Source organism: Dyadobacter fermentans DSM 18053 (genome assembly GCF_000023125.1).
GTDB classification, from domain to species: domain Bacteria; phylum Bacteroidota; class Bacteroidia; order Cytophagales; family Spirosomataceae; genus Dyadobacter; species Dyadobacter fermentans.
In genome coordinates this window covers 6,398,731-6,418,978 of sequence record NC_013037.1, presented here as the reverse complement: position 1 = coordinate 6,418,978, position 20,248 = coordinate 6,398,731, and the positions used below count along the sequence as shown (strand labels likewise).

Genomic DNA, 20,248 nt, shown 5'->3' with positions numbered 1-20,248 from the left:
ACTAACCGTACCAATTTTGGAAACGAGAAAGATACTTTTGATTGAAGACAACCCCGAAATGCGGGAGAATACGGCCGAGATCCTCGAACTTGCCAACTACGAGGTACTAACCGCCCAAAATGGCAAAGAAGGCGTTCAGCAAGCTTCCCAGCACCTCCCCGATCTCATCATCTGCGATATTATGATGCCCGAACTGGACGGCTACGGCGTGCTGCACATGCTGGGCAAGGACGAGCGCACGGCATCCGTTCCATTCATCTTCCTCACCGCCAAGGCAGAGAAGGAAGATTACCGCAAGGGCATGACCATGGGCGCGGACGATTACCTCACCAAGCCCTATGACGACGTGGAACTACTCAACGCCGTCGAAATGCGTCTCAAAAAGAGCGACCGGCTGAAAAAGCAATTCGAACGGTCAGCCGAAGGCCTGGATCAGTTCATTAAAGAAGCGCAGGCATTCGACCCGATCGTGAAGCTGGCGGAAGATAAGAAGGTCAAGATTTTGCGTAAAAAGGAAACGATTTATACCGAAGGCAGCTTTCCGTCCCACGTTTTTTTCCTCCAAAAAGGAAAGGTAAAAGCCTATAAATCAAATGAAAACGGGAAAGAATACATTACCGACCTGCTGAAAGAAGGTGAATTCTTCGGCTATCTCGACCTTTTGCACGGCGCCCCTTATGAAGAAACGGCCATTGCGCTGGAAAAATCGGAGGTGGCAATGATCCCGAAGGATGACTTCTTCAACCTGCTGCAAGGCAACCGCGAAGTGGCTTCCAAGTTCATCCGGATGCTTTCCAACGAAATCAAGGAACGGGAAGAGCGACTTTTGCAGCTGGCCTACAATTCGGTTCGCAAGCGTGTGGCGCAGGCGCTGGTAATGCTGGTGCAGCGCTACCAGGAAGACCGTTCGAAACCGTTTTCGATGGCCGTCACCCGCGAAGATATCGCTTCCATGGTAGGTACCGCCACCGAAACGGTGATCCGGACGCTTTCAGATTTCAAGGAAGAACGCCTTGTGGATATGAAAGGCAGCCAGATCACCGTGTTGGAATATGAAAAACTAGCCCGGATGCGCAATTAGCATCCGGCCAACCTCCCCTCGATCGCTTCCAGCTGCGCCATCATTTCCTGCCGGTACGCAACCGTCTGATTGGTAATTTCAGGGATCAGTTTTTTGTAATAATTGATCCCTTCCTGCAAATTGGCGCGGAATTTTGAAAAGTATTTCGCCTTCTTGTCATTGAGCGCAGCCGTGTGGCGTTCGATGTCCTTTTTGAGATAATCGACGTACAGATTGAGTTCGTTGATGAACATATTCGGACGCAGGTTCTTCGCCAGCAAGTCTACCTTGCCATAAATATGTCCTACCATTTCATCCAGCGAGTAAATACCTGAAAACCAGGCCAAATTAGGCCCCGGACAAATGGCTACCGCACTATTTTCGCGCGGCTCCATGAGGTTGTTTTTGATCAGCGCCGCGGTGCTCAGGCCGTCGCAGAGGCACAATTTCTCCGTTACCGCGCCGATCTGCTCCTGCAAGTCGGCAGGCTGCGGATCGAGGGCCATTAATTGCTTTATTTTCAACTGCTGATACTGCCGTGAAGCCGTGCAGATCGGTTCCTGGGTAAACTCGGTGTTCGACACGAGGTAACGTTTGTTGCACGGACTGCCCGGCCGGCCTTTGGCAATGCGTTCGAGCCGCTGCTTTTCGGCGCTGCTGTTTTTGAAGTTATTGAACAATACGCCCAACGGCGACGAGTCGCTCACAAAATAGTCGTCGCGACCGGCATTGGCCATGTTATGCAACGTAGGTTGATCCACGTTCGTCACTTCCGGCACGAGCAGAAACGGGCTTCCCCAGCCTGTTGCCTCAATGCCGTAATGTTTCAGCAAAAAAGCATTCTCCTCGGCCGTACCGATCCCGCCCTGCACGGAGATGCGCGTGCGCGGCGCGTGTACGGGCGCAATGCCTTTGCTTTCCAATGCAGCTTCATAAAGCGCAAGCATTTCGGTAAACATTTCGACGCGCCGGTTTTTGAATTCCTCCAAAACAGGCCCCAGTAAGTTGCCCTCCGTCGCAAAAGCGTGCCCTCCGCAATTCAGCCCCGACTCGATGCGGAACTCCGAAACCCAGATGCCCTTTTTTGCCAGGAACTTGGCCTGGATGAGTGCCGAACGGTAATCGCTCACTTTGAGGATCACTTTCTTGCGGAAGTTTCCTTCGGCATCAGGAAAAAAATCGGCGAAACTTTCGAGGTAGCTGTAAAGGCGTGGGTTCATCCCTGCCGACAATATGATCGAGGACGATAATTTGCTCTGCGCAAAGCCCCTCAGCGCGGCCAATGCATCTGTAAAAATCTCTTCGAGAAGGTTACCGTCGGCGTCCGTATTCATTTTATCGACCTTCGACATGATGTTCACGTCAATATCTCCGGCGATCATTTGTGCCCTCAGCGCGGTCGCTTCCACATCCTTGTCGTGGCCATCGGGCATGGCCAGCACAGTTTCATAGCGCATTTTGAGTTCCGAATGTGCCGGTAACAGGCCGAAATAGCGGTCGATGTCGTTATTGCGGCCCAGTGGCTGGCTTTTCAGCTGTTCGAATTCGTCGATCACAATGGCGTGCATCAGGTCGAGGTAGGCGGTAATCCTCCGGGCGCGGTAGTCGGGCTCGGATTTGGTAATGGGCGTGTCGTCCTCGCCGCACTGGCGGGCATAATGCACACGCATGCGCTCGATCAGCTCGTCGTCGACGATGGACGCGACCGATGAAATGCCATATTTGGCGACTTTAATGGGGGTATCGATGGAATATCCCAGCCCGAGGACCGGGATATGAAATGTATGCGGCATCATGTTTTGGATGAGGTCTTGATAATTCATCCAAAAATACCGGGCTGTTGCCGTTAGAAAACTGATGGCGCTTAGCTGCGATACTGAGAAACGTCATGCCCGCGCACCATTCACTTTTTCGAGGGCTTCGAAGCGGCCGCCAGCTCGTTTTCCTTCATGCGGTATTGCACAATGCGTTTGATCAGGTCCAGCGGCAGGGGTTCCTTATCGGGCAACTGCAGCGCCGATTTGCTCATTTTGTATTTGGAAAGCTCCGTTTTAAACTCTGCCAGCAGCGCCGCGCTGTACGGATAGGATAATGAAATGTGGTTTTTGGCAGCGGAGTAGTAAATCAAAAAACCGAAATGCTTGTAAGCGGGAATCTGGTAGCTGATCACCTCCTCGGCGTCGGGAGCGGCCTCGCGGATCGTCTGCCGGATCGCCTGCAACCGTTCCTTTTTCTCACCCTGAAATGTATCCTGGTATTCATCAACGGATTTGAAATCTGTTTTTGCCATGATCAAGCTCGTTTTGAGAATGTTGTGAATAAGGGAATAATGATTCAAATATATTTTTAAACTTTTAAAATAAAGCGCATTATAAATATCTGATGATCATTTCCTTATCATGCAACGCGGATTATCGGGTTCCCTGCGTGCCGAAAGCGTGGCTGAGCACGGTCAGGAATTCCTTTTCCGAGAATGGTTTGTTCAAAACACCGCTGATCCCGAGGGCTGCGTAGTAATCCTTGTCGCGGTCGGAAAGGTCGCCGGTGAAACCGATCACCGGTATGGCGGCCTTCGTCGGGTCGGTGCTGCGGCGGATGTGACGCGTAAGTTCGGTGCCGTCCATGCCGGGCATGTGAATGTCGGTGATAACGAGGTCGTAATGCCCGCTTTCAAAGCGATCGAGGGCGTCGTCGCCGGAACCTACCAGGTCAAATGCCAGTCCATGCTTTTCCAGCAACCTGCTCATTAACACCAGGTTCAGCTTGGTATCGTCGGCCACCAGCACTTTTTTACCTTTAAAATCCGCCAGAGAAACCTCCGGCAAAGTGCTGCGGACCTGCGGCGGCGCGCTCGCCTTTTCGGCTACGGTCATCGGTATACCTATTTTGAACTCCGAACCTTTGCCCACGACGCTTTCGACGGAGATTTTTCCGCCATGCAGCTCCACAATGCGCTTGCAGATTGCCAGCCCGAGCCCGGTTCCCGGCTTCCCCGCCGAGGCGGCGCCGATCTGTTTGAAATCCTCAAATATTTCCTTGAGATGCTCCGGCGCAATGCCGATCCCGGAGTCTTTTACCCTGATCTTCAAACATTTCTTTTGCCCTTCGGACTGGTCGAGGCTGGCTTCCACCACCACTTTCCCGCGGGCAGGCGTGAATTTGATCGCATTGCTGAGCAGGTTGATCACCACCTGCTTGACCCTGAACTCGTCGCCCAGCAGGCATACCCGGTTTCCGATGGCGATTTTCGGTTCAATTTCGATGTTCTTTTCGCTGGCCAGCACGCGCATAAGCGCCACCACCTCGTTCACCGCATCCACCGGGTTGAATGGCTGGTATTGCAATGTCAGCTTTCCGCTTTCGAGTTTGGAGAAATCGAGCAGGTCGTTCACCAGGGTGAGCAATATGCGGGACGAACTCTGGATGGCGTCCACGCTTTCTTTTTCCTGCCCGTCGAGGCGCTGGGTGTCCATCAGCTGCGAAAACCCGATGATCGCATTGAGCGGCGTCCTAATTTCGTGCGTGACCTGCGCGAGGAATTCACCCTTCTGCTTCGCGGCCTCGGTGGCCATGGAGGCGTACCGGACAATGGTGACGTCGTTGCGGTAAAGTTTCACGAGGTTTCGGATGATGATGATCGTCATCAGCATCACCACCATAGCCCCGGCCCAGAAAAGCAGGTTTACTTCTTCAAACTCGTCGGAGGTTTCGGATAGCAGCAAACGTCGGACTGCCCTTGCTTTCTCCTCTTCGGCGGCTTTCAGCGTTTTGAGCGTCAATTGCAGGTTCGCAAAAAGCTCTCCGTTCAGAAAAAGCAACCGCCGCTCCGCGTCGTTGAGCTGCCTTTTTACGCGGTTGTATTCTTCATAACGGCTCAGATCGAGGTCCCGCGGTAGCATTGGAGGGATGATCAGCGAGTCGCGCTGGATGATGACTTTCGTTTTTTCCTTGGTTACGTCGTTGTCGCCCTTGTTGGAAATCGCGTCGGCGATCCGCTTGAAAAGGCCCCGCTTTTTCTTTTGAGGGTCTTCCACGATCACCGAATCGACTTTGGAAGTCTTCTTGACCTTGATCGCCGGTCGCTGCGGGGCCGGTTCCTGCCCGCCCTGCTCGCTGCGCTGCACGGAGAGCGCGAACAGGCTGTCGACGAGGATTTTCATCCGGATAAACTCGTCGTTGCGCTCGCGCTTGCTTTCCACCAGTCCCGATAATGCGGATGGCCGGTGATTGCGCTCGGTTTCAAACTCGGTAAGGATATTGGAAACGGTTTGCAGCTGACTGGTAAAGGAGCGGAAATAGGCCGAATCCTGCGTGATGATGAATAATCGGCTGTTGTTTTCGGCCACATACAGCAATGAAATGCAGGTATCGATCCTCTGGTAGCCGTTCACGTCTTTGCTGAGCTCCTGGATATTCTGCCGGATCGTCTGCGATTTGACGCGCGTCAGCAAGATCACAAACACGAACGATCCCAGTATGACTACGAGCAGGATAGTCCAGATAAACAATGCCCGGGACAACGGGCGCAAAGGGATTTTCATCATGCGAACCGAATTTTAGCGGGATGGTTCGGGACAAAGGTAAATAAGCGGATACAAATCACGAAAACGCGAGCCGCCTATTATTTTAGTCTACAAAATCCCTGGGACGGGTTACACAAAGATGACGCGCGCTAGGTTTCGAGCCACGCCTTAAATGCGGGCGCTTTCTCCCGGCTCACCACGATTTCCTGTGATGCCTGCGGGCGGAGCTCTATTTTGAGTTTACCATTGAAATAGGTGTGAATTTTTTGAATGGCGTCGATGCGGGCGATGAACTGGCGGTTGAGCCGGAAGAAATTCATCGGGTCCACCAGCGATTCCAGCTCTTCCAGCTTGTAATCTACCAGGTATTGCCGGCCGTCGGTGGCGACAAGGCAAGACATTTCATTGGCCGTGAAGAAATACGCGACGTGCTCCTGGTTGATAGGGATCAGCTGTTCGCCGTTTTTGACGAGAAACCTTGTTTTAAAAGGCCGTTTGGTCATTTCGAGGCTATCAAGCAGGCTTTCGACCTTCCGGGCGTAGGCCTTGGGCGAAAAATCCTCCCGAATTTCTTCATACTTGCGGATCGCATCAGCGAGTTCCGGCAGTTTGATCGGTTTCAAAAGATAGTCGATGCTCTTGACGCGGAATGCCTTGATCGCGTACTCGTCGTACGAGGTGGTGAAAATTATCGGGCTGTGGGCGGGGAATTCTTCGAATATTTGGAAACTGAGCCCGTCGGCGAGCTGGATATCGGAAAATATCAAGTCCACCGGCTCGGCATTCGCGAACCATTTGCGGGCGGCTTCCACGCTTTCCAGCACCGCCCGCACCTCCATGCGCGGGTCGAGTTTTTTGATCAGCTTTTCCAGCCTTTCGGCTGCGGGATATTCGTCTTCGATAATCAGTATTTTCATAGCTATCGGGCGTTCGTTCGCCCCGGTGTCATGTGTTTTTTATTCAACCGATTGGTCCAGCAGCGGAATCCTGACGGTAAATTGTGCCTCATCGCGCGTTACTTTCACCTCTTTGTCGGTCAGAAGGCCGTAGCGGTTGATGATGTTCTGCAAGCCCACGCGCGTGGATTTTTCCAGGATGGTTTTTTCTGAAATGTTATTTTCAACTGCAAGGTACCCGTCGCCGTCGTCACGGATGGCAATCACAAGCGGGTTCTCGCGCGTAGCTACATTATGCTTGATCGCATTCTCGATCAGCATTTGCAGGCTCAGCGGGGCAATATAGTGTGCCAATGTGGTGCCGGAAAGCTGCTTTTCCACCTGCAAATTGTCCCTGAACCGGATTTTATTGAGATACACATAAGCGTCCACAAACGCGATTTCCTCACTCAGCGGAACCGTGTTCTTGTTGCGGCTCACGAGCACGTAACGGTACACGTCCGAGAGCTTTTCGAGGTAATCCTGGGCAGCGGTATTTTCATCGTCGATGAGCGCCGCCAGCGTATTCATGCTATTGAACAAAAAATGCGGGTCCAGCTGGTTTTTGAGCACTTCCAGCTGCGACTGCACATTCTCGCGCATCAGCGCTTCCGTTTTCCTTACATTCATTTTCCAGGCATCAAAAAAATAAACGGCTTCATACACCAGGTAAACGATCACCGTAGGCACAATGCTGATCCTGAACCCTACCGCGAGCACGCTCACGTGGTAAACCGGCTTGTAGTATAGCTCATCCAGGAGCAGGCAAACCAGTAACACGTACGCTACCGCCAGCAGGGCTTGTGCCGCTATCCGCCGGCCGGTCTGACTATATTCCGGAAAAATCCGGCGCATCCAGATGATGATGTACCGGTTACCCTCCCAGAATGTGAGGGTAAGCAATGTCGACATGAGGAAGCTGAGAAAGAAAAGCCGGCTTAATTTCAGGAACTCGTCGAAATGGAGCATCAGGGGGATGACCATACCCAGAAGCGGGATGCCGATCATGCGCCATTTCCTGTCGTTGAGCGTGTAAGCGTTTTCTTTCATCGCAGTGAATTTCGGCGGGCAAACTACTCGTTTACCCGCCAAATTTCAATTAAAATGTATACCGGAAATAAGGTACCGGGAAGAACGGCTGCTGATACTGGTTCACGAGCTCGTTCGTGCGTGGATTATAGGTTTGCTGGAAAATGTTTTTGCGGGCTGTGACGTTCTGCAAATCCATCGAAAATTCCATCGTGCTTCTCCGCATTTCGCGGCGGTACGAAAACCGGATGTCGGTCCGAAAGTAAGCGCTCTGCCGGAGCGAATAGGCACGGTTTTCGTCGTAGGCAGCCGAGCCCCGGAGCCGAGAGGCGGCCAGGTTGAGCGGGGTAATGTATTTGCCACCCACGAGCGATGTTTTGATATTGGCACTCAGCAAATTATCACGCCCCAACCGAAACTCTTTGCCTCCCAGCACATTAACCACGTAGCGCGTGTTGAATGCCGTGTTGCGCTCCACCTTGTCGCTGCCTTTGTATTTCGAATCGAAGAGCGAAGTCGTGAGCAGGAAATAGTAGCCTTTGTTGAAATACCTTTCCAGGGTCATTTCGATACCCATATTGTGCCCTGTGCCTCCGTTGACCAGGCTATCCCGGTCGGACGGGCCAAAGGAAGCGCCCATATTCAGCGCCGAGTAAGTGGACGGGCGCTGCTCCACCGGCACATCGAACAATTTTTGGTAGTAAGGCTCGATTTTCAGCAACAGGTTATCAGTCAGGCGATTCTGATAGCTCAGCATAAAATGATGGCTTTTGGTAAAACCCAGGTCCTTGTTGGTCCGCACCGGCCCCGATTCTCCCGGCGTTTGTACAAAATAAGTGTAAATGTTCTGCGCCTGGCTGTTCAGCCCATAGCCCACGCTCACCGACTGCCCTTTGCCGAATGTATATTGCAAACCCGCCCGCGGCTCCACCGCTACATTGTTGTTCAGGTTATAATGCTGGAAATGCACGCCGGTAGTGAAAATAAGGCCGGTCGACAGCCGGTGCTTCCATTGTGCGTAAGCCTGCGTGAGCACCGTTTTTTCACCGCGCACATTCGCCCTCACGGTGTCGATCTTCCCACCCTGATAAATGGACCGGCTGTAAAGGTCAAAATCGAGCAAATCCACCGTCACGCCGCCGTAGAGGCTGTTTTTGGCATCCATTTTATGTCTTACATTCAAAACAGCCGAGTATTTGGATGTATTATACCGGGCTTCGCCGCTCAGGAACGCCTCGCGGGTTACATTGCTGATCGAATCGCCGCTGAAACGCTCCCGCGTGGTGCTCATGCCGAGGGTCAGTTTCGCGAAGGTTTTGGGACTGATGTTGTGTTCGTAGGCCAGTCCGAAAATGTTTGTCCCGTATCTGACACGCGTATTGGTATTCTCTGTTCCATAGAGATTTGTGAGCGTGGTATCAACCTCGTTCCCCAAAAAATTGACGTCGCTGCTTCCGGTTATGCCAAATAGCGTAAGTTTTCCTTTCGCACCGGTCGGCACGGCTACTTTGAAGTTCAAATCCTGATAATCGGGAATGGCCGTGCCGGTGCCGAACTGCAAACCGAGCGCCTTAAACAGCCCGAGCGTGGAATAGCGGTAATTCAAGAGGAACGATGCTTTTGAATTTTTGGAAAAAGGACCTTCGGCCCCAAGTTCAAAACCGTTGAACCCCACCTGCCCCATTAATTCATGTTTCTGATTATTGCCCTCACGTAGTTGCAGGTCAAACACGGCTGCTAGGGCATTGCCGTACTGGGCGGGAAAGGCCCCGGTAAGAAAGTCGGACTTGCCGAGCACGTTGTTGTTCAGCATGCTCACGGGTCCGCCCGTGGCGGCAAATGAGCCAAAGTGGTTGGGATTGGGGATATTGAGGCCTTCTAACTGCCAAAGCGTGCCGGATGGCGAGTTTCCGCGCACCACAATGTCGTTGCGGGAATCGTCGCCCGACACCACGCCCGCGAAATTGGCCGCCATACGCGACGGGTCGCCCAATGCACCGGCATATCGTTTGGTATCATCCACATTAAACGACCGGCCGCTCACCAGCGACAGCTCGTTGTTGGTTTTGGTTTTGTCGTTCTTGCGATCTGCCGTCACCACCACCTCGTTCAGGTTTTGCACCGCCTCGGTCATGGCTACATTCAAAACCACCTCCTTACCAGCCGTCACGACGATATTCGACAGTCGCTGCGGCTCATATCCGACCATTGTTACCTGAAACGACTGGCGGCCCATCGGCACACCCGGAATGCTGAAATCGCCCCGGACGTCGGTAACGGCACCTACCGGGCTCTCGCCTGCTTCCCGCACGAGCAGCACCGACGCGCCGATCACCGGTGATTTGGAAACCTCGTCGCGGACGGTCCCGCGGACGACCTGCGTGCCCTCCTGTGCGTAAAGATTGGCAGCTAAAAGAAATGTCATGGCTAATAGTAATGCTTTCATCGGCTATGTTTTGTAAATGGTTAAACCAAAATTCCACATAACATGCTGTGTTTAAAAAGCTAATCCGGCCCAACCGGCGCGATCGGCAGGCGAAACGGCGGCTGACGTGGGGGAATCGTGGCGTACACGGGCTTGAAATGATGCCTTATGGAAATAACTTATTTGGACTTATTATAAACAAAGGCCTATATTTGCCTGATCGATTCGCTTGCGCCCAATTGCATGACCGTCCATACCACTGATAATGCTCCTTTCCGGATAGACGAACAGTCTTTTAAGCAGATCTACCTGGCTTACTGGGAGAAAGTTTACGCGGTATGCTACAACACCATCCGCGACCCGGAGCCTGCCAAGGGTATGGTGCAGGAAATATTCAAATCGCTGTGGGAACGAAAGGACGAGTTGGAAATCACTACTTCCGTGGAGCGTTACCTGCTGCGCTCGGCCAAGTTCAAGGTATTCGAATACCTTAGAAACACGAAGTCGCGCAAAGAGCATAACGAGATCGCTTTTGCCGACCACTGCGACCGGACGCATTGCACGGAACACGAAATCCTTTATAACAGCCTCAAAAACAAGGTTGATGGCCTGGTAGACACGTTACCTTGCCAATGCCGGCGCGTGTACAAAATGAGCCGCGAGGAAGGCCTGAGCAACAAAGAGATTGCTTCGGCACTGCTCATCTCGGAGCGGGCCGTCGAGTACCACATTACCCGCGCGCTCACCACGCTCCGCGCCAATCTCGCCGAATATATGCACTAGAATCGCCGGTGCGACTTACGGCTATCCCCAATTTATGCTACTTTTACTTTCAGGAAGCATCACCAACCGAACTGTGGAGTACGTGAATGAAGATCAGTAAAGAACTTATTGAAAAATACCACCATGGCCGTTGCACCGACGATGAAAAGGCGGTTGTAGAGGAATGGCTGCTCAGCGACGACACCGACGAGGCCGTGGAATGGGCCACGCCGGCGGAAAAGATATCGGTACAGTCCGAAATCTGGGATGGGATCGCTGCGGTGTTACCGTCATCCCATGAAGCGCCGCGCGTGCAGGAAGTAAGGCGCACGATCGTCCGCACATTCTGGAAGCCGGCGGTTGCGGCATGCCTGATAGCGGCGTTGGGGTCGGTTCTTTACATCAACAAACAAGGGTCTGTCAAACAGGAAGTAATTGCCCTTGACAATATTTCCGGCACTGAAAATAAGGATCTTTACGAAAAAGAATTTACACTATCCATTGCGCCCAAAAGTAATGTGGCGATCAACAGCGAAACGGGCATTATGGACTTCTGCGGAGCGGTGCTGATCAATCCCAAGGAGGATATCGAACTCACTTTCCAGGGCTCCTGCGCCAATCCTACCCTGAACAAAGAGACCGTTTCTTTAAAAAAAGGCCAAAACTACATTGCGCTCAACTACGGCGGCAATGCGAGCACCGGCGAGGTGATTATCGTTGAGGAAGGTGCCATGGTAAGCCTGCCGCCGCTCGTTTTGAAGCAGCTCATGCATCAGTTCAATATCTGACCTAACTCATGATACATCGTTACCGGGGTGTCGTTCACTTCGCATTGCTGATTTTTTGTGCCATTACGCTGCTGACGGGCTGCCGTAAAACGTCCCCGGAGGAAAAGGAAACCCCAGCCAGGAAGTACAGCATTTATGCCATGATGAAAAATGGCAAAGAATATATCCTTCAAGCCGATTCGCTGGCTTCGGGTGAAATTAATCCGGAGCGGGCTGGTGCGCGGGTGGTGCCTGCGCCACTTTACTATGATCTCATCGTCCGCGACGGCCGGTATTACAGCGTCGACCGCCGGACGGGGTCTTTTGTAAGATACAAAGTTGCAAACGGCGAGTTCGTCCGCGACACGGCCATCGCCCTCAAAGGAATTTCATCGCTGGAAAACTACAACTGGCTCACGCGCGATTCGCTGATGATTATGGGCTATGACGACAAGGCGCGGGCGGTCGGGTATGCCAAGATAAGAGTGAGCGATCTGACGGTAAGCCAGGGAACAATGCCCATCCCCGCTCCTTTCGGCGGCTATAACTGGCTCTCGATCGGATTTTCTCAGTTTTTGGATAACAAGCTGTACATTGGCTACTGCTATCACACCTACGCGCTTAACAACTACACTACCGGAGACACCATTTACACAGCCGTGCTGGAATATCCTCAGCTCAAAACTTTGAAGATTCTTAAGGACACACGTTCGGTGTACCCCGGGGGCGTCAATACGCGCCAGAGCCATTCATTTGTGACCGAAAACGGGGATTTTTACTTCATCGCCTGTCCGGGCATCGCGTCTGGAAACTACCCCGAAAAACCGACGGGCATTTTCCGTATCAGGCATTCAAAGGAAGAAATCGACAGTGACTATTTTTTCAATATTTCCGCATCGCCCATTCAGAACCATGGCTACGGATTCTGGTACGTGGGCAATGGAAAAGCCATCGTAAGAACTGAACGGAAAGGGCTCTACACCGGCATGAAAGACCACTACAAAGTCCCCCATTTTGACTTCTATCTGCTGGATCTCGAAAAGCAAACCACCAGCCGCCTCCCGCTGCCACTCGACAAGGGAACGGTCCGGCAATGTGTGCTGGTCGAAGACGGAATAGCGCACATCACGGTTAGTTCCGGTAACGAGGGATGTTATGTATGGCAGTTCAACCCGGCGACGGGCTCATTAAAAAAAGGCCTGAAACTCAGCGACGACACCGAGTACATTTTACGCCTGGAACGGCTCAACGAATAGAACGCTCAGGCATTCCGTATTTGCTCGAACGTCAGGCCGGTAATATCGGAGATCGTCTGCATGTCAAAGCCCTTGGCTAGCATGTTCTTCACCACCTGGCGTTTGCCGAGCTCTATGCCGGTTTCGCGACCTTTTTTAATGCCTTCCTTCATACCTTCTTTATGCCCCTCTTTATGCCCCTCTTTATGCCCCTCTTCATGCCCTACCCGCATCGCTTCCTTCTTTGCGTAGTCCATGGAATTCTCGTTGTCCCATTTTGCTTTTAAATATGCATCCCAAGCCATTTTTTCTTCTTTATTTAGGTTACAAACTTCTGCTACTCTGAAAACTTTTTGATAAACAGGATTTGTCAAAACCGGCGGAACGATATTCAATTTACTCAAATTTTTCAACAAATACAGCCACCTGTCCAGCTCGGTCGAAAGGTCCGATTCCTTTTTTTGGAAAGCAGGCATTTCAATGAATGTGAGACCAAACTTGTCGTAAAACACCTGGCCGTTGCTTCTCTTGATCAACCGGATTTCATGCAAATAGTGACCGTCATCCGAATCTTCAAAACAAAAATCCATTAAGCCGATCAGGTACACCGGTTTCAGGTCGTACCTCCAATTGGTACCACCTGCTTCCACCTGGTCGCGGATCAGGGATGCGGAGTAGTACAGGCACCGGTCTTTGAAATATTCCTGCCGCACGCGCTGCACTTCAATGATGAACTGTTCTCCATCGGCTCCCGTGCAGCACAAATCGAAAATAGCCCGGCGGAGGATCGGTATCCGGCCATTGTTCTCGTTTGAAGCGAATGTCAGATCGGCCACCAGCCTTTCACCGGCGAAAAGCACGTTGAGGAAATCAATAAGTATGTCCTTATTGGCCTCCGAGCCAAAAATTCGTTTGAAACCGAAATCAGAGAGCGGGTCGATGAACCTTCCCATTCCAGGCATTTCCATAGTGTGTTCTGATAGAAGTTGATTGGCCTTCAATTTAAATGATTGCCTCACAGCTGCGTCGTCGCATGGCCGTTTGCTAAGTCAATTTTTAGCAGGCGGCCTTCGGGAAATGAGCAATCGCGCTACTTATTTCCAAACGGTAAGCTCTTCCGTTTTCAATACTTCAACCGATTGGCGAAATAAGAATTCTGTTCATGAAAATCCTTCAAAAAATCAACGCCTGGCTGCACCTCTGGCTCGGGCTGGCTTCCGGAATCGTGGTGGTTATCGTCGGCTTCACCGGCTGCATCCTCGTTTTCGAATCGGAGCTCGAAAACCTCACTATGCAGCATTTGCACGCAGAGAACCCGCAAAACCGCGAAATGCTGCCGCCATCCGTATTGTGGAAGTCGGTAAAACAGGCGTTGCCGGACAAAGAGATTCACAGCGTGTGGTACCATGGTAAAAACCAGACCGCCCATTTCAGCCTCGATTCCGACTCGCTGGTATACATAAACCCCTACACGGCGCAGATCACGGCGATGGTGGACCATGAAGATTTCTTCCACTTTATCCTCGATGGCCACACCAGCCTCTGGATCGAAGGGAAGCTCGGAACAGGCATCGTGAGCTACGCCACCCTGATTTTCTTCATCCTCCTCATCACCGGAATGGTGCTTTGGTGGCCGAAAAAATGGACGAAATCCGAAAAAGAGAAGGCGCTAACGATCAAATGGCGGGCGAAATTCAAGCGTGTCAACTACGACCTGCACAATGTCCTCGGCTTTTATTCGCTTACCATTGCATTGATATTAACTATCACCGGCCTGATCATGGGTTTCCAGTGGTTCAACAAGAGTTTCTACTGGCTCACTTCGGGCGGACAGGCGCCGGCGCCTTACATGCGCGCATTCTCGGACACTACGCAAAACCTCCCGCTCGCCAGTCTGGCCAATGTAGACGCAGCCTGGCGGAAGGGCATTACCGAAATCGGTGTGCTGAACAAGGACGCCATCATCGTGTCGTTTCCCGAAAAGCCTTCCGAAACGATCGAACTTTGTACCGATATGCACAACGGCTCGTGGCGCTATGTGTACCTCGATCAGCACACATTGGAACAACTTCCCGCAAGCCAGCCGCAGATTTCCGAATTGGATGTGGCCCAATGGCTCCGGCGAACCAACTATGCGTGGCATGTGGGCGCAATCGGTGGAATGCCGACCAAAATCCTGTTTTTCATCGCCAGCCTAATCTGTACCAGTCTGCCCATTACCGGCTTCTACATCTGGTGGGGTAAAAAAGGCAAGGGCAAAAAGAAAACCGGCAGATTATCAACCACTTCCCGCATTTCGGTTTCTGCCGGTAAAGTCTGATATTTATACAAAAAACTGTTCATTACATTTCATCAAATCCCCCTGGCCCAGCGCCAGGCCCCATTTCCGAATTATGAGATTTCAATACCGTTTCCTTCTCCCTCTTCTGATTGCATTGCTGATTTCAAAAACCGGCCTTGCCCAGTCTCTTCCTTGTTACCTGATCAAAGGCGTGCTCATCGATTCGGCCACTTCAAAAGCCATTGAATTTGCGACCATCAGCATCCTCGATGACCAGCAGCAGGTAGTAGCGCTGACTTATTCGGACGAAAGCGGCATTTTCAAATCCACCGACATAAAGACCGGCTCCTATTTCCTGCACCTTTCGTTCGTAGGCTACCGCCAGAAACGTCTGCCATTTAAGATCACCTCAACCACGCCCTATGATTTCGGTACGGTGAGGCTGATCTCCGACGTGAAGCAGCTGGACGCCGTGACCGTTACGGGCATGAAGCAACTCGTTGAACAACAGCCCGGAATGTTGATTTATAATGCGGAAAAGGACATTAGTAACCTCGGCGGTACCGCTGCCGACGTGCTCCGAAAAGCGCCTATCCTGAATGTGGACGCCGCCGGCAACGTGACCATGCGCGGAAACTCCAATTTGCGCATTCTCATCAATGGAAAATATTCCGGCCAGATGGCCCGCAACGCCGCCGATGCATTGAATATGATGCCGGCAGGTTCGATCAAATCTGTGGAGGTGATCACCAGCCCTTCGGCACGCTATGATGCGGAAGGTGCGGCGGGCGTGATCAATATCATTACAAAAAAGGGCAACCAAAGCACCAGCGGCACGATTGAAGTCGTGGGTGGGAATCTCGAACAGGCCATTAACCCGCGTATCGCCATAAACCGCGACAAGTGGAATGTCAGTTCCACGCTGCATTTGCACCGCTTCCGAAACAAGGAACTGGCGAGCGTGGACCGCACTACATTTGAAAATGGCGCAGAAACCGGTAAAGTCCGCCAGGAGATTGTGCGCGACAATGCCAAACCACACAGCTCCGGCGATGTGCAGATCGAGTACCTGGCCGACAGCGCCAATGTTTTTAACTTCTCCGTAAATGGATGGCTCGGCAGCTGGCCGCAAAACAGCGAACAACGCAACAGCCGCCTTTCGCCCAACGGCGCGATCATCGACCAGTTTCACCAATCCGTTAAAACCAAAGCCCCGAGCAAGGGCATCGACCTGAATTTGGGGTATACCAAAAAATTTAAAAAACCGGGCGAAGAACTATACCTGATGGCGCAGCACAACCGCTCGACCGACGATTTCAACTACAATGCCACCCAGCGCGACGACGAGCAATTCCTCATTTACCGCGAAACCAATGATAACACGACGCACAACAGCGAATGGACGTTCCAGGGCGACTATATTCTGCCGCTCACGCCGTCGGGTAAGCATGCATTGGAAAGTGGTGTAAAAGCGATTTTGCGCAACGTTGGCAGCGATTACAAGGTGCAGACCAGCGAAAACGGCAGCGCCGATAACCTGGCCATTGTCCCGTCCCGCACCGACCGCTTCGACTACCGCCAGGACGTGCTCGCGGCATACAGCCAGCTCAAATTCAAATGGAGCAGCGGCTGGGCCTTGCACGCAGGAGCACGTATGGAAGGCACATTCCTGGAAGGCGACCAGCGCGACGCCAAGGTGCATTTCACGAGCAGTTTCTGGAATTTCGTGCCCAGCGCGACCATTTTCAAAAAGCTCGACGCGAATAATAACCTCACATTGAGCTACACCAAACGCATTTCACGGCCGTCGATCTGGGACCTGAACCCGAACCGCGACAGCCAGGACCCGAAGAACATCGTAGTGGGCAATCCCTCACTGAAACCGGAGGAGGTGAACCAGGTGGAATTTACCTACGCATTGCAAACCAACAGCGACCTGTTCGTGAACGTGTCGGCATTCGGCAGGAAAACGAACAATTCCATCGAGAGCATCGTGACGATGGACGCCGAGGGTGTGGCCACCACCACGAAACAGAACCTGGCCTCGAATGCGCAATACGGCGTGAATTTCTCGGCATCTTTCTCCCTCCTGCCCGACTGGAAGATCAATAGCAACGCCAACATCCGCCAGGCGCGCTTCAAAAGCGGAGCGCTCGGCATCGACAACAAAGGGGCAGCCTGGGGCATTAACCTGAACACCAGCTGGAAACTGCCTAAAAATTACAGCGTACAGGCATACGGCGACTACGACGCCCGCAGCATCGAACTGCAAGGATTCGAGGGTGCATGGCTTTATTACAGCTTTTCGGCCAAAAAGGAGCTGCCTGCGCGTAAGCTCACGATCACGCTTACCACTGTGAGCCCGTTCGGCTCTTACCGCCCGCAAAAACAGGTAGTAAGTTCGCCGGAATTCTATTCCATCACGCGCAACCAATACCTGATGCGCTCGGTGAAACTTTCCCTGAACTGGGAATTTGGCGGGTTGTTCAAGCAGGGCGCGGGGCGCAAGATTAATAACGACGACCTGAAAAATGTAAAAACGGGAGGATGATCGATATTGAAAAGACGATTGATTTGTCAGTTTTCAGCTACAAAAGTAAAGTACCACTACCCTATTTGCGTTACAATTCAGAAACACTAAACAAAAAAGCTTCTGGCAAAATGCCAGAAGCTTTTTATTTTTTAAGCACCCATTTTACTTATAAAGTTAATGCTTTTCAGTGTTGGCGTGTCTAGTGTTTCTATCTGTTAAAAATTGCGATTTTGCCGCTCAAATCCAAATTAAAGATTAAATTCAACCCGGTTCGCTTTTTCGGAAGTGAGTAATGGGGCAAAACATTTTTCATGGCCAATTGACTCGTTTTTCCATTTCCCAAACACCCATTCCTTCGCGAGTTTAAAGTAATCTTAAATAGTTCTTGAACTAAAATTATTTCGCCGAATTATGCATTAATTTCGACCAATACCTATATTATTGCAGACGAATGAAAATTAGTACAGTAGTTTAAGCTCAGAGTATGTTGTCTCCCGGCAGGTTGCGGTGTATAATTGTGGACGATGAGGCTGATGCACGCCGACTGATTGAAAAGTATGTGCAGAAGGTTCCGTTTCTCGAAATAGCAGGCTTTGCCGAGAGCGCTACGGATGCACTTTATCTGATCCGAGAGATGAAACCGGACATTATATTCCTGGACATCGAGATGCCAGAAATGACTGGTTTTGAGTTACTTAAATTACTTCCTGCGGCCCGTCCCGCCGTGATCATGATCACGGCCGACCCTTCGTATGCATTGGAAGGCTACGAGCACGAACTCACCGATTATCTGCTTAAACCGGTTTCTTTCGAGCGGTTTTTAAAGGCCGTCAACAAGGTGGATAATGCCCGGGTTCCTAAATATTTGCAGGCAACAAATGAATCGGTACGTGAATTGGGTTCGCAGGCCAAACAATCGACGGAACAGGCGGAAGCTGCTGGCTTTACGAGCGACTTCCTTTTATTAAAAGAGAATAAGAAACTCATTAAAGTATCTCCCGGTGAAATCCATTTCATTGAGGGGATGCGCGACTATCTGAAATTATACTGGTCGGATCGCGTTGCGGTTATTCATATGACAATGTCCAAAATTGAAGAGGCATTATCGCCGTCGCAATTCCTTCGGGTAAACCGTTCTTATATCGTCAATAAGAAAGTGATCCGTGAAATTGAAGGCAATGAGATCACCACAAACAGCGGGCGTAAAATTCCTATCGGGATCACCTATCGGGCCAATGTGCTCGCCGTTTTGCAGAAGAACAGAATTTGACAATGTATGCGGTTCAATCCTATTTCATCTGAAAAAAGGACAAAAATAATCAGGGTATTTTACCATCTAATAGCTTGGGTAGCGCTGTGGTGCATCGCGCGTTATTACAGCATCCCGGCGCTCACGAAAGATAATATCCAGGTGATCCGCCTTGCTTCGCTCGCCGTATTTCTGCAATCCGTTTCGGTGTTTTACATGTTGGGATATATCGTTTTCCCGAAGTTTCTGTACACGCGGAAAATCATCTCGCTTATCGCTTGTCTCATTATCATCTTCCTGCTTGTTCACACCACCAATTACTATCTTTTTAAACACCTCGCCACGATTTCGAACGGCTCGGAAGCAGCACCGCTTTATATCATCAAACTTTGGAAGTACTACCAGGACGGCAATCATTGGACAAATTGCTTTACAAATTTTACAATTGCCTATGCGGATTATGCGTGGAGCCTGTATTATATCACACCATTGCTGGCCATCAAGGTAATGCGTGACATTATTAATTCACGGACCAGAAACATGCAGCTGGAAATGGAGCGTTTGCAGCTGGAAAAAGAAAACCTGAACCTGCAAACGCAAAGTTTGCAATTACAAAAGAATAACCTCAATCTCGAACTCAGCTTTCTTAAATCGCAGATCAATCCGCATTTCCTTTTTAATACACTCAATGCAATTTATACCAAAACGATGGACGTGGATGAACAAGCCGCCGACCTGGTTTTAAAACTGGCCGACCTGATGCGTTACAGCCTGTATGAATCGAACCGGGAAAGTGTCGTACTTGCGCGTGAAATCAGTTACATTGAAAATTACCTCGATCTCGAACGCGCCCGATTCTCGGACAAGGTCACGATCAGCTACGAGCTTATGGGCAATCCGGAGGAGTACCTCATCGCCCCGCTGCTGCTCGTCTCGTTTGTTGAAAACGCGTTCAAACACGGCAGTGCTAAAAGCAAGCACGCGTCATACGTTTCTATCACCATCCATTTGATTAACAATCATTTACATTTCTCAATCAAGAATAACATCCCTCCAAATTCAAGGCCGACCAAGGTGGCGAATGCCGGAGAAAAGGTCGGCGGATACGGTTTAAGCAATACATCGAAACGGCTGCGGCTGCTTTATCCCGACAAACATAAGTTATCCGTACAACGGTCTGAAACCGAGTTCAGTGTCGACCTGGAAGTGGAGTTGGACGCGGCTAATATCGTTCAGCATTTTCACTCATAGTTTATTTTGGCCGCATGTCGTATATATGTGACCGTGCTGGTGCCGTAAGTGTATTATTTGCTCATTGCCAGCAGTCTGTTGTAGAAAAAAGCAACTACAAGCTTTGTCAAAATATCTTTTAAAATTTTTGAATGCTTTTATTTTTGCGTTTTACTTTTGATATTGAAACGCATGTTGAAAAAAGCATGCGATGATCCT

At 51.0% G+C, this 20,248-nt stretch carries 15 protein-coding genes; 8 read left to right on the top strand and 7 right to left on the bottom strand.

Annotation, left to right across the window (positions count from 1 at the left end):
• Positions 1–58 precede the first annotated feature (58 nt).
• The gene (locus DFER_RS26510) at positions 59–1,081 is read left to right on the top strand and encodes a response regulator (protein WP_050774774.1); all 1,023 of its coding nucleotides are present in this window, start codon (positions 59–61) and stop codon (positions 1,079–1,081) included.
• Here the strand turns inward: DFER_RS26510 and DFER_RS26505 are convergent.
• The 6 genes from DFER_RS26505 to DFER_RS26480 form a co-directional block, all read right to left on the bottom strand.
• Positions 1,078–2,883 carry a hypothetical protein gene (locus DFER_RS26505; RefSeq protein WP_015814749.1) on the bottom strand — a complete coding sequence of 602 codons (1,806 nt, stop codon included), beginning with the start codon at positions 2,881–2,883 and terminating at the stop codon, positions 1,078–1,080. The genes DFER_RS26510 and DFER_RS26505 overlap by 4 nt on opposite strands.
• 80 nt (positions 2,884–2,963) lie before the next feature.
• The gene (locus tag DFER_RS26500) at positions 2,964–3,350 is read right to left on the bottom strand and encodes an iron chaperone (RefSeq protein ID WP_015814748.1); all 387 of its coding nucleotides are present in this window, start codon (positions 3,348–3,350) and stop codon (positions 2,964–2,966) included.
• Between the two features lie 121 nt (positions 3,351–3,471).
• Positions 3,472–5,604, bottom strand: a complete 2,133-nt coding sequence (locus DFER_RS26495; protein WP_015814747.1) for an ATP-binding response regulator — start codon at positions 5,602–5,604, stop codon at positions 3,472–3,474.
• A 128-nt stretch (positions 5,605–5,732) separates the two neighbouring features.
• Entirely contained in the window at positions 5,733–6,500 is a 768-nt protein-coding gene (locus tag DFER_RS26490) for a LytR/AlgR family response regulator transcription factor (protein ID WP_015814746.1), read from the bottom strand.
• Between the two features lie 39 nt (positions 6,501–6,539).
• Entirely contained in the window at positions 6,540–7,568 is a 1,029-nt protein-coding gene (locus DFER_RS26485) for a sensor histidine kinase (protein WP_015814745.1), read from the bottom strand.
• A 49-nt stretch (positions 7,569–7,617) separates the two neighbouring features.
• The gene (locus DFER_RS26480) at positions 7,618–9,993 is read right to left on the bottom strand and encodes a TonB-dependent receptor (RefSeq protein ID WP_015814744.1); all 2,376 of its coding nucleotides are present in this window, start codon (positions 9,991–9,993) and stop codon (positions 7,618–7,620) included.
• 222 nt (positions 9,994–10,215) lie between these two features.
• Here DFER_RS26480 and DFER_RS26475 point away from each other — a divergent pair, with 222 nt between their 5' ends.
• The 3 genes from DFER_RS26475 (at position 10,216) to DFER_RS26465 (ending at position 12,757) form a co-directional block, all read left to right on the top strand.
• Complete coding sequence (locus tag DFER_RS26475) at positions 10,216–10,755, top strand: RNA polymerase sigma-70 factor (RefSeq protein ID WP_015814743.1); 540 nt, start codon at positions 10,216–10,218, stop codon at positions 10,753–10,755.
• An 86-nt stretch (positions 10,756–10,841) separates the two neighbouring features.
• Positions 10,842–11,522, top strand: coding sequence for a hypothetical protein (locus tag DFER_RS26470; protein ID WP_015814742.1), 681 nt, complete (start codon positions 10,842–10,844; stop codon positions 11,520–11,522).
• 8 nt (positions 11,523–11,530) lie between these two features.
• Positions 11,531–12,757 (top strand): DUF4374 domain-containing protein, encoded by a 1,227-nt coding sequence (locus tag DFER_RS26465; protein WP_015814741.1) that lies wholly within the window; start codon positions 11,531–11,533, stop codon positions 12,755–12,757.
• Between the two features lie 5 nt (positions 12,758–12,762).
• Here the strand turns inward: DFER_RS26465 and DFER_RS26460 are convergent, their stop codons facing one another.
• Positions 12,763–13,704 carry an Rpn family recombination-promoting nuclease/putative transposase gene (locus DFER_RS26460; protein ID WP_041735530.1) on the bottom strand — a complete coding sequence of 314 codons (942 nt, stop codon included), beginning with the start codon at positions 13,702–13,704 and terminating at the stop codon, positions 12,763–12,765.
• Between the two features lie 194 nt (positions 13,705–13,898).
• Here DFER_RS26460 and DFER_RS26455 point away from each other — a divergent pair, with 194 nt between their 5' ends.
• The 4 genes from DFER_RS26455 to DFER_RS29360 all read left to right on the top strand — a co-directional run bounded on the left by DFER_RS26455 (position 13,899) and on the right by DFER_RS29360 (position 20,050).
• Entirely contained in the window at positions 13,899–15,056 is a 1,158-nt protein-coding gene (locus DFER_RS26455; protein WP_015814739.1) for a PepSY-associated TM helix domain-containing protein, read from the top strand.
• A 73-nt stretch (positions 15,057–15,129) separates the two neighbouring features.
• A complete protein-coding gene (locus DFER_RS26450; RefSeq protein WP_015814738.1) occupies positions 15,130–17,568 on the top strand; it encodes a TonB-dependent receptor in 2,439 nt (812 codons plus the stop codon).
• A 499-nt stretch (positions 17,569–18,067) separates the two neighbouring features.
• Positions 18,068–18,820 carry a LytR/AlgR family response regulator transcription factor gene (locus tag DFER_RS26445; protein ID WP_229206120.1) on the top strand — a complete coding sequence of 251 codons (753 nt, stop codon included), beginning with the start codon at positions 18,068–18,070 and terminating at the stop codon, positions 18,818–18,820.
• A 6-nt stretch (positions 18,821–18,826) separates the two neighbouring features.
• Complete coding sequence (locus tag DFER_RS29360; protein ID WP_015814736.1) at positions 18,827–20,050, top strand: sensor histidine kinase; 1,224 nt, start codon at positions 18,827–18,829, stop codon at positions 20,048–20,050.
• Positions 20,051–20,248: the final 198 nt, after the last annotated feature.

Excerpts from the sequence above, each read along its gene's own strand:
- DFER_RS26510 (WP_050774774.1), top strand. The coding sequence starts at position 59 with ATGCGGGAGAATACGGCCGAGATCCTCGAACTTGCCAACTACGAGGTA.
- DFER_RS26505 (WP_015814749.1), bottom strand. The coding sequence starts at position 2,883 with ATGAATTATCAAGACCTCATCCAAAACATGATGCCGCATACATTTCAT.
- DFER_RS26500 (WP_015814748.1), bottom strand. The coding sequence starts at position 3,350 with ATGGCAAAAACAGATTTCAAATCCGTTGATGAATACCAGGATACATTT.
- DFER_RS26495 (WP_015814747.1), bottom strand. The coding sequence starts at position 5,604 with ATGATGAAAATCCCTTTGCGCCCGTTGTCCCGGGCATTGTTTATCTGG.
- DFER_RS26490 (WP_015814746.1), bottom strand. The coding sequence starts at position 6,500 with ATGAAAATACTGATTATCGAAGACGAATATCCCGCAGCCGAAAGGCTG.
- DFER_RS26485 (WP_015814745.1), bottom strand. The coding sequence starts at position 7,568 with ATGAAAGAAAACGCTTACACGCTCAACGACAGGAAATGGCGCATGATC.
- DFER_RS26480 (WP_015814744.1), bottom strand. The coding sequence starts at position 9,993 with ATGAAAGCATTACTATTAGCCATGACATTTCTTTTAGCTGCCAATCTT.
- DFER_RS26475 (WP_015814743.1), top strand. The coding sequence starts at position 10,216 with ATGACCGTCCATACCACTGATAATGCTCCTTTCCGGATAGACGAACAG.
- DFER_RS26470 (WP_015814742.1), top strand. The coding sequence starts at position 10,842 with ATGAAGATCAGTAAAGAACTTATTGAAAAATACCACCATGGCCGTTGC.
- DFER_RS26465 (WP_015814741.1), top strand. The coding sequence starts at position 11,531 with ATGATACATCGTTACCGGGGTGTCGTTCACTTCGCATTGCTGATTTTT.
- DFER_RS26460 (WP_041735530.1), bottom strand. The coding sequence starts at position 13,704 with ATGGAAATGCCTGGAATGGGAAGGTTCATCGACCCGCTCTCTGATTTC.
- DFER_RS26455 (WP_015814739.1), top strand. The coding sequence starts at position 13,899 with ATGAAAATCCTTCAAAAAATCAACGCCTGGCTGCACCTCTGGCTCGGG.
- DFER_RS26450 (WP_015814738.1), top strand. The coding sequence starts at position 15,130 with ATGAGATTTCAATACCGTTTCCTTCTCCCTCTTCTGATTGCATTGCTG.
- DFER_RS29360 (WP_015814736.1), top strand. The coding sequence starts at position 18,827 with ATGCGGTTCAATCCTATTTCATCTGAAAAAAGGACAAAAATAATCAGG.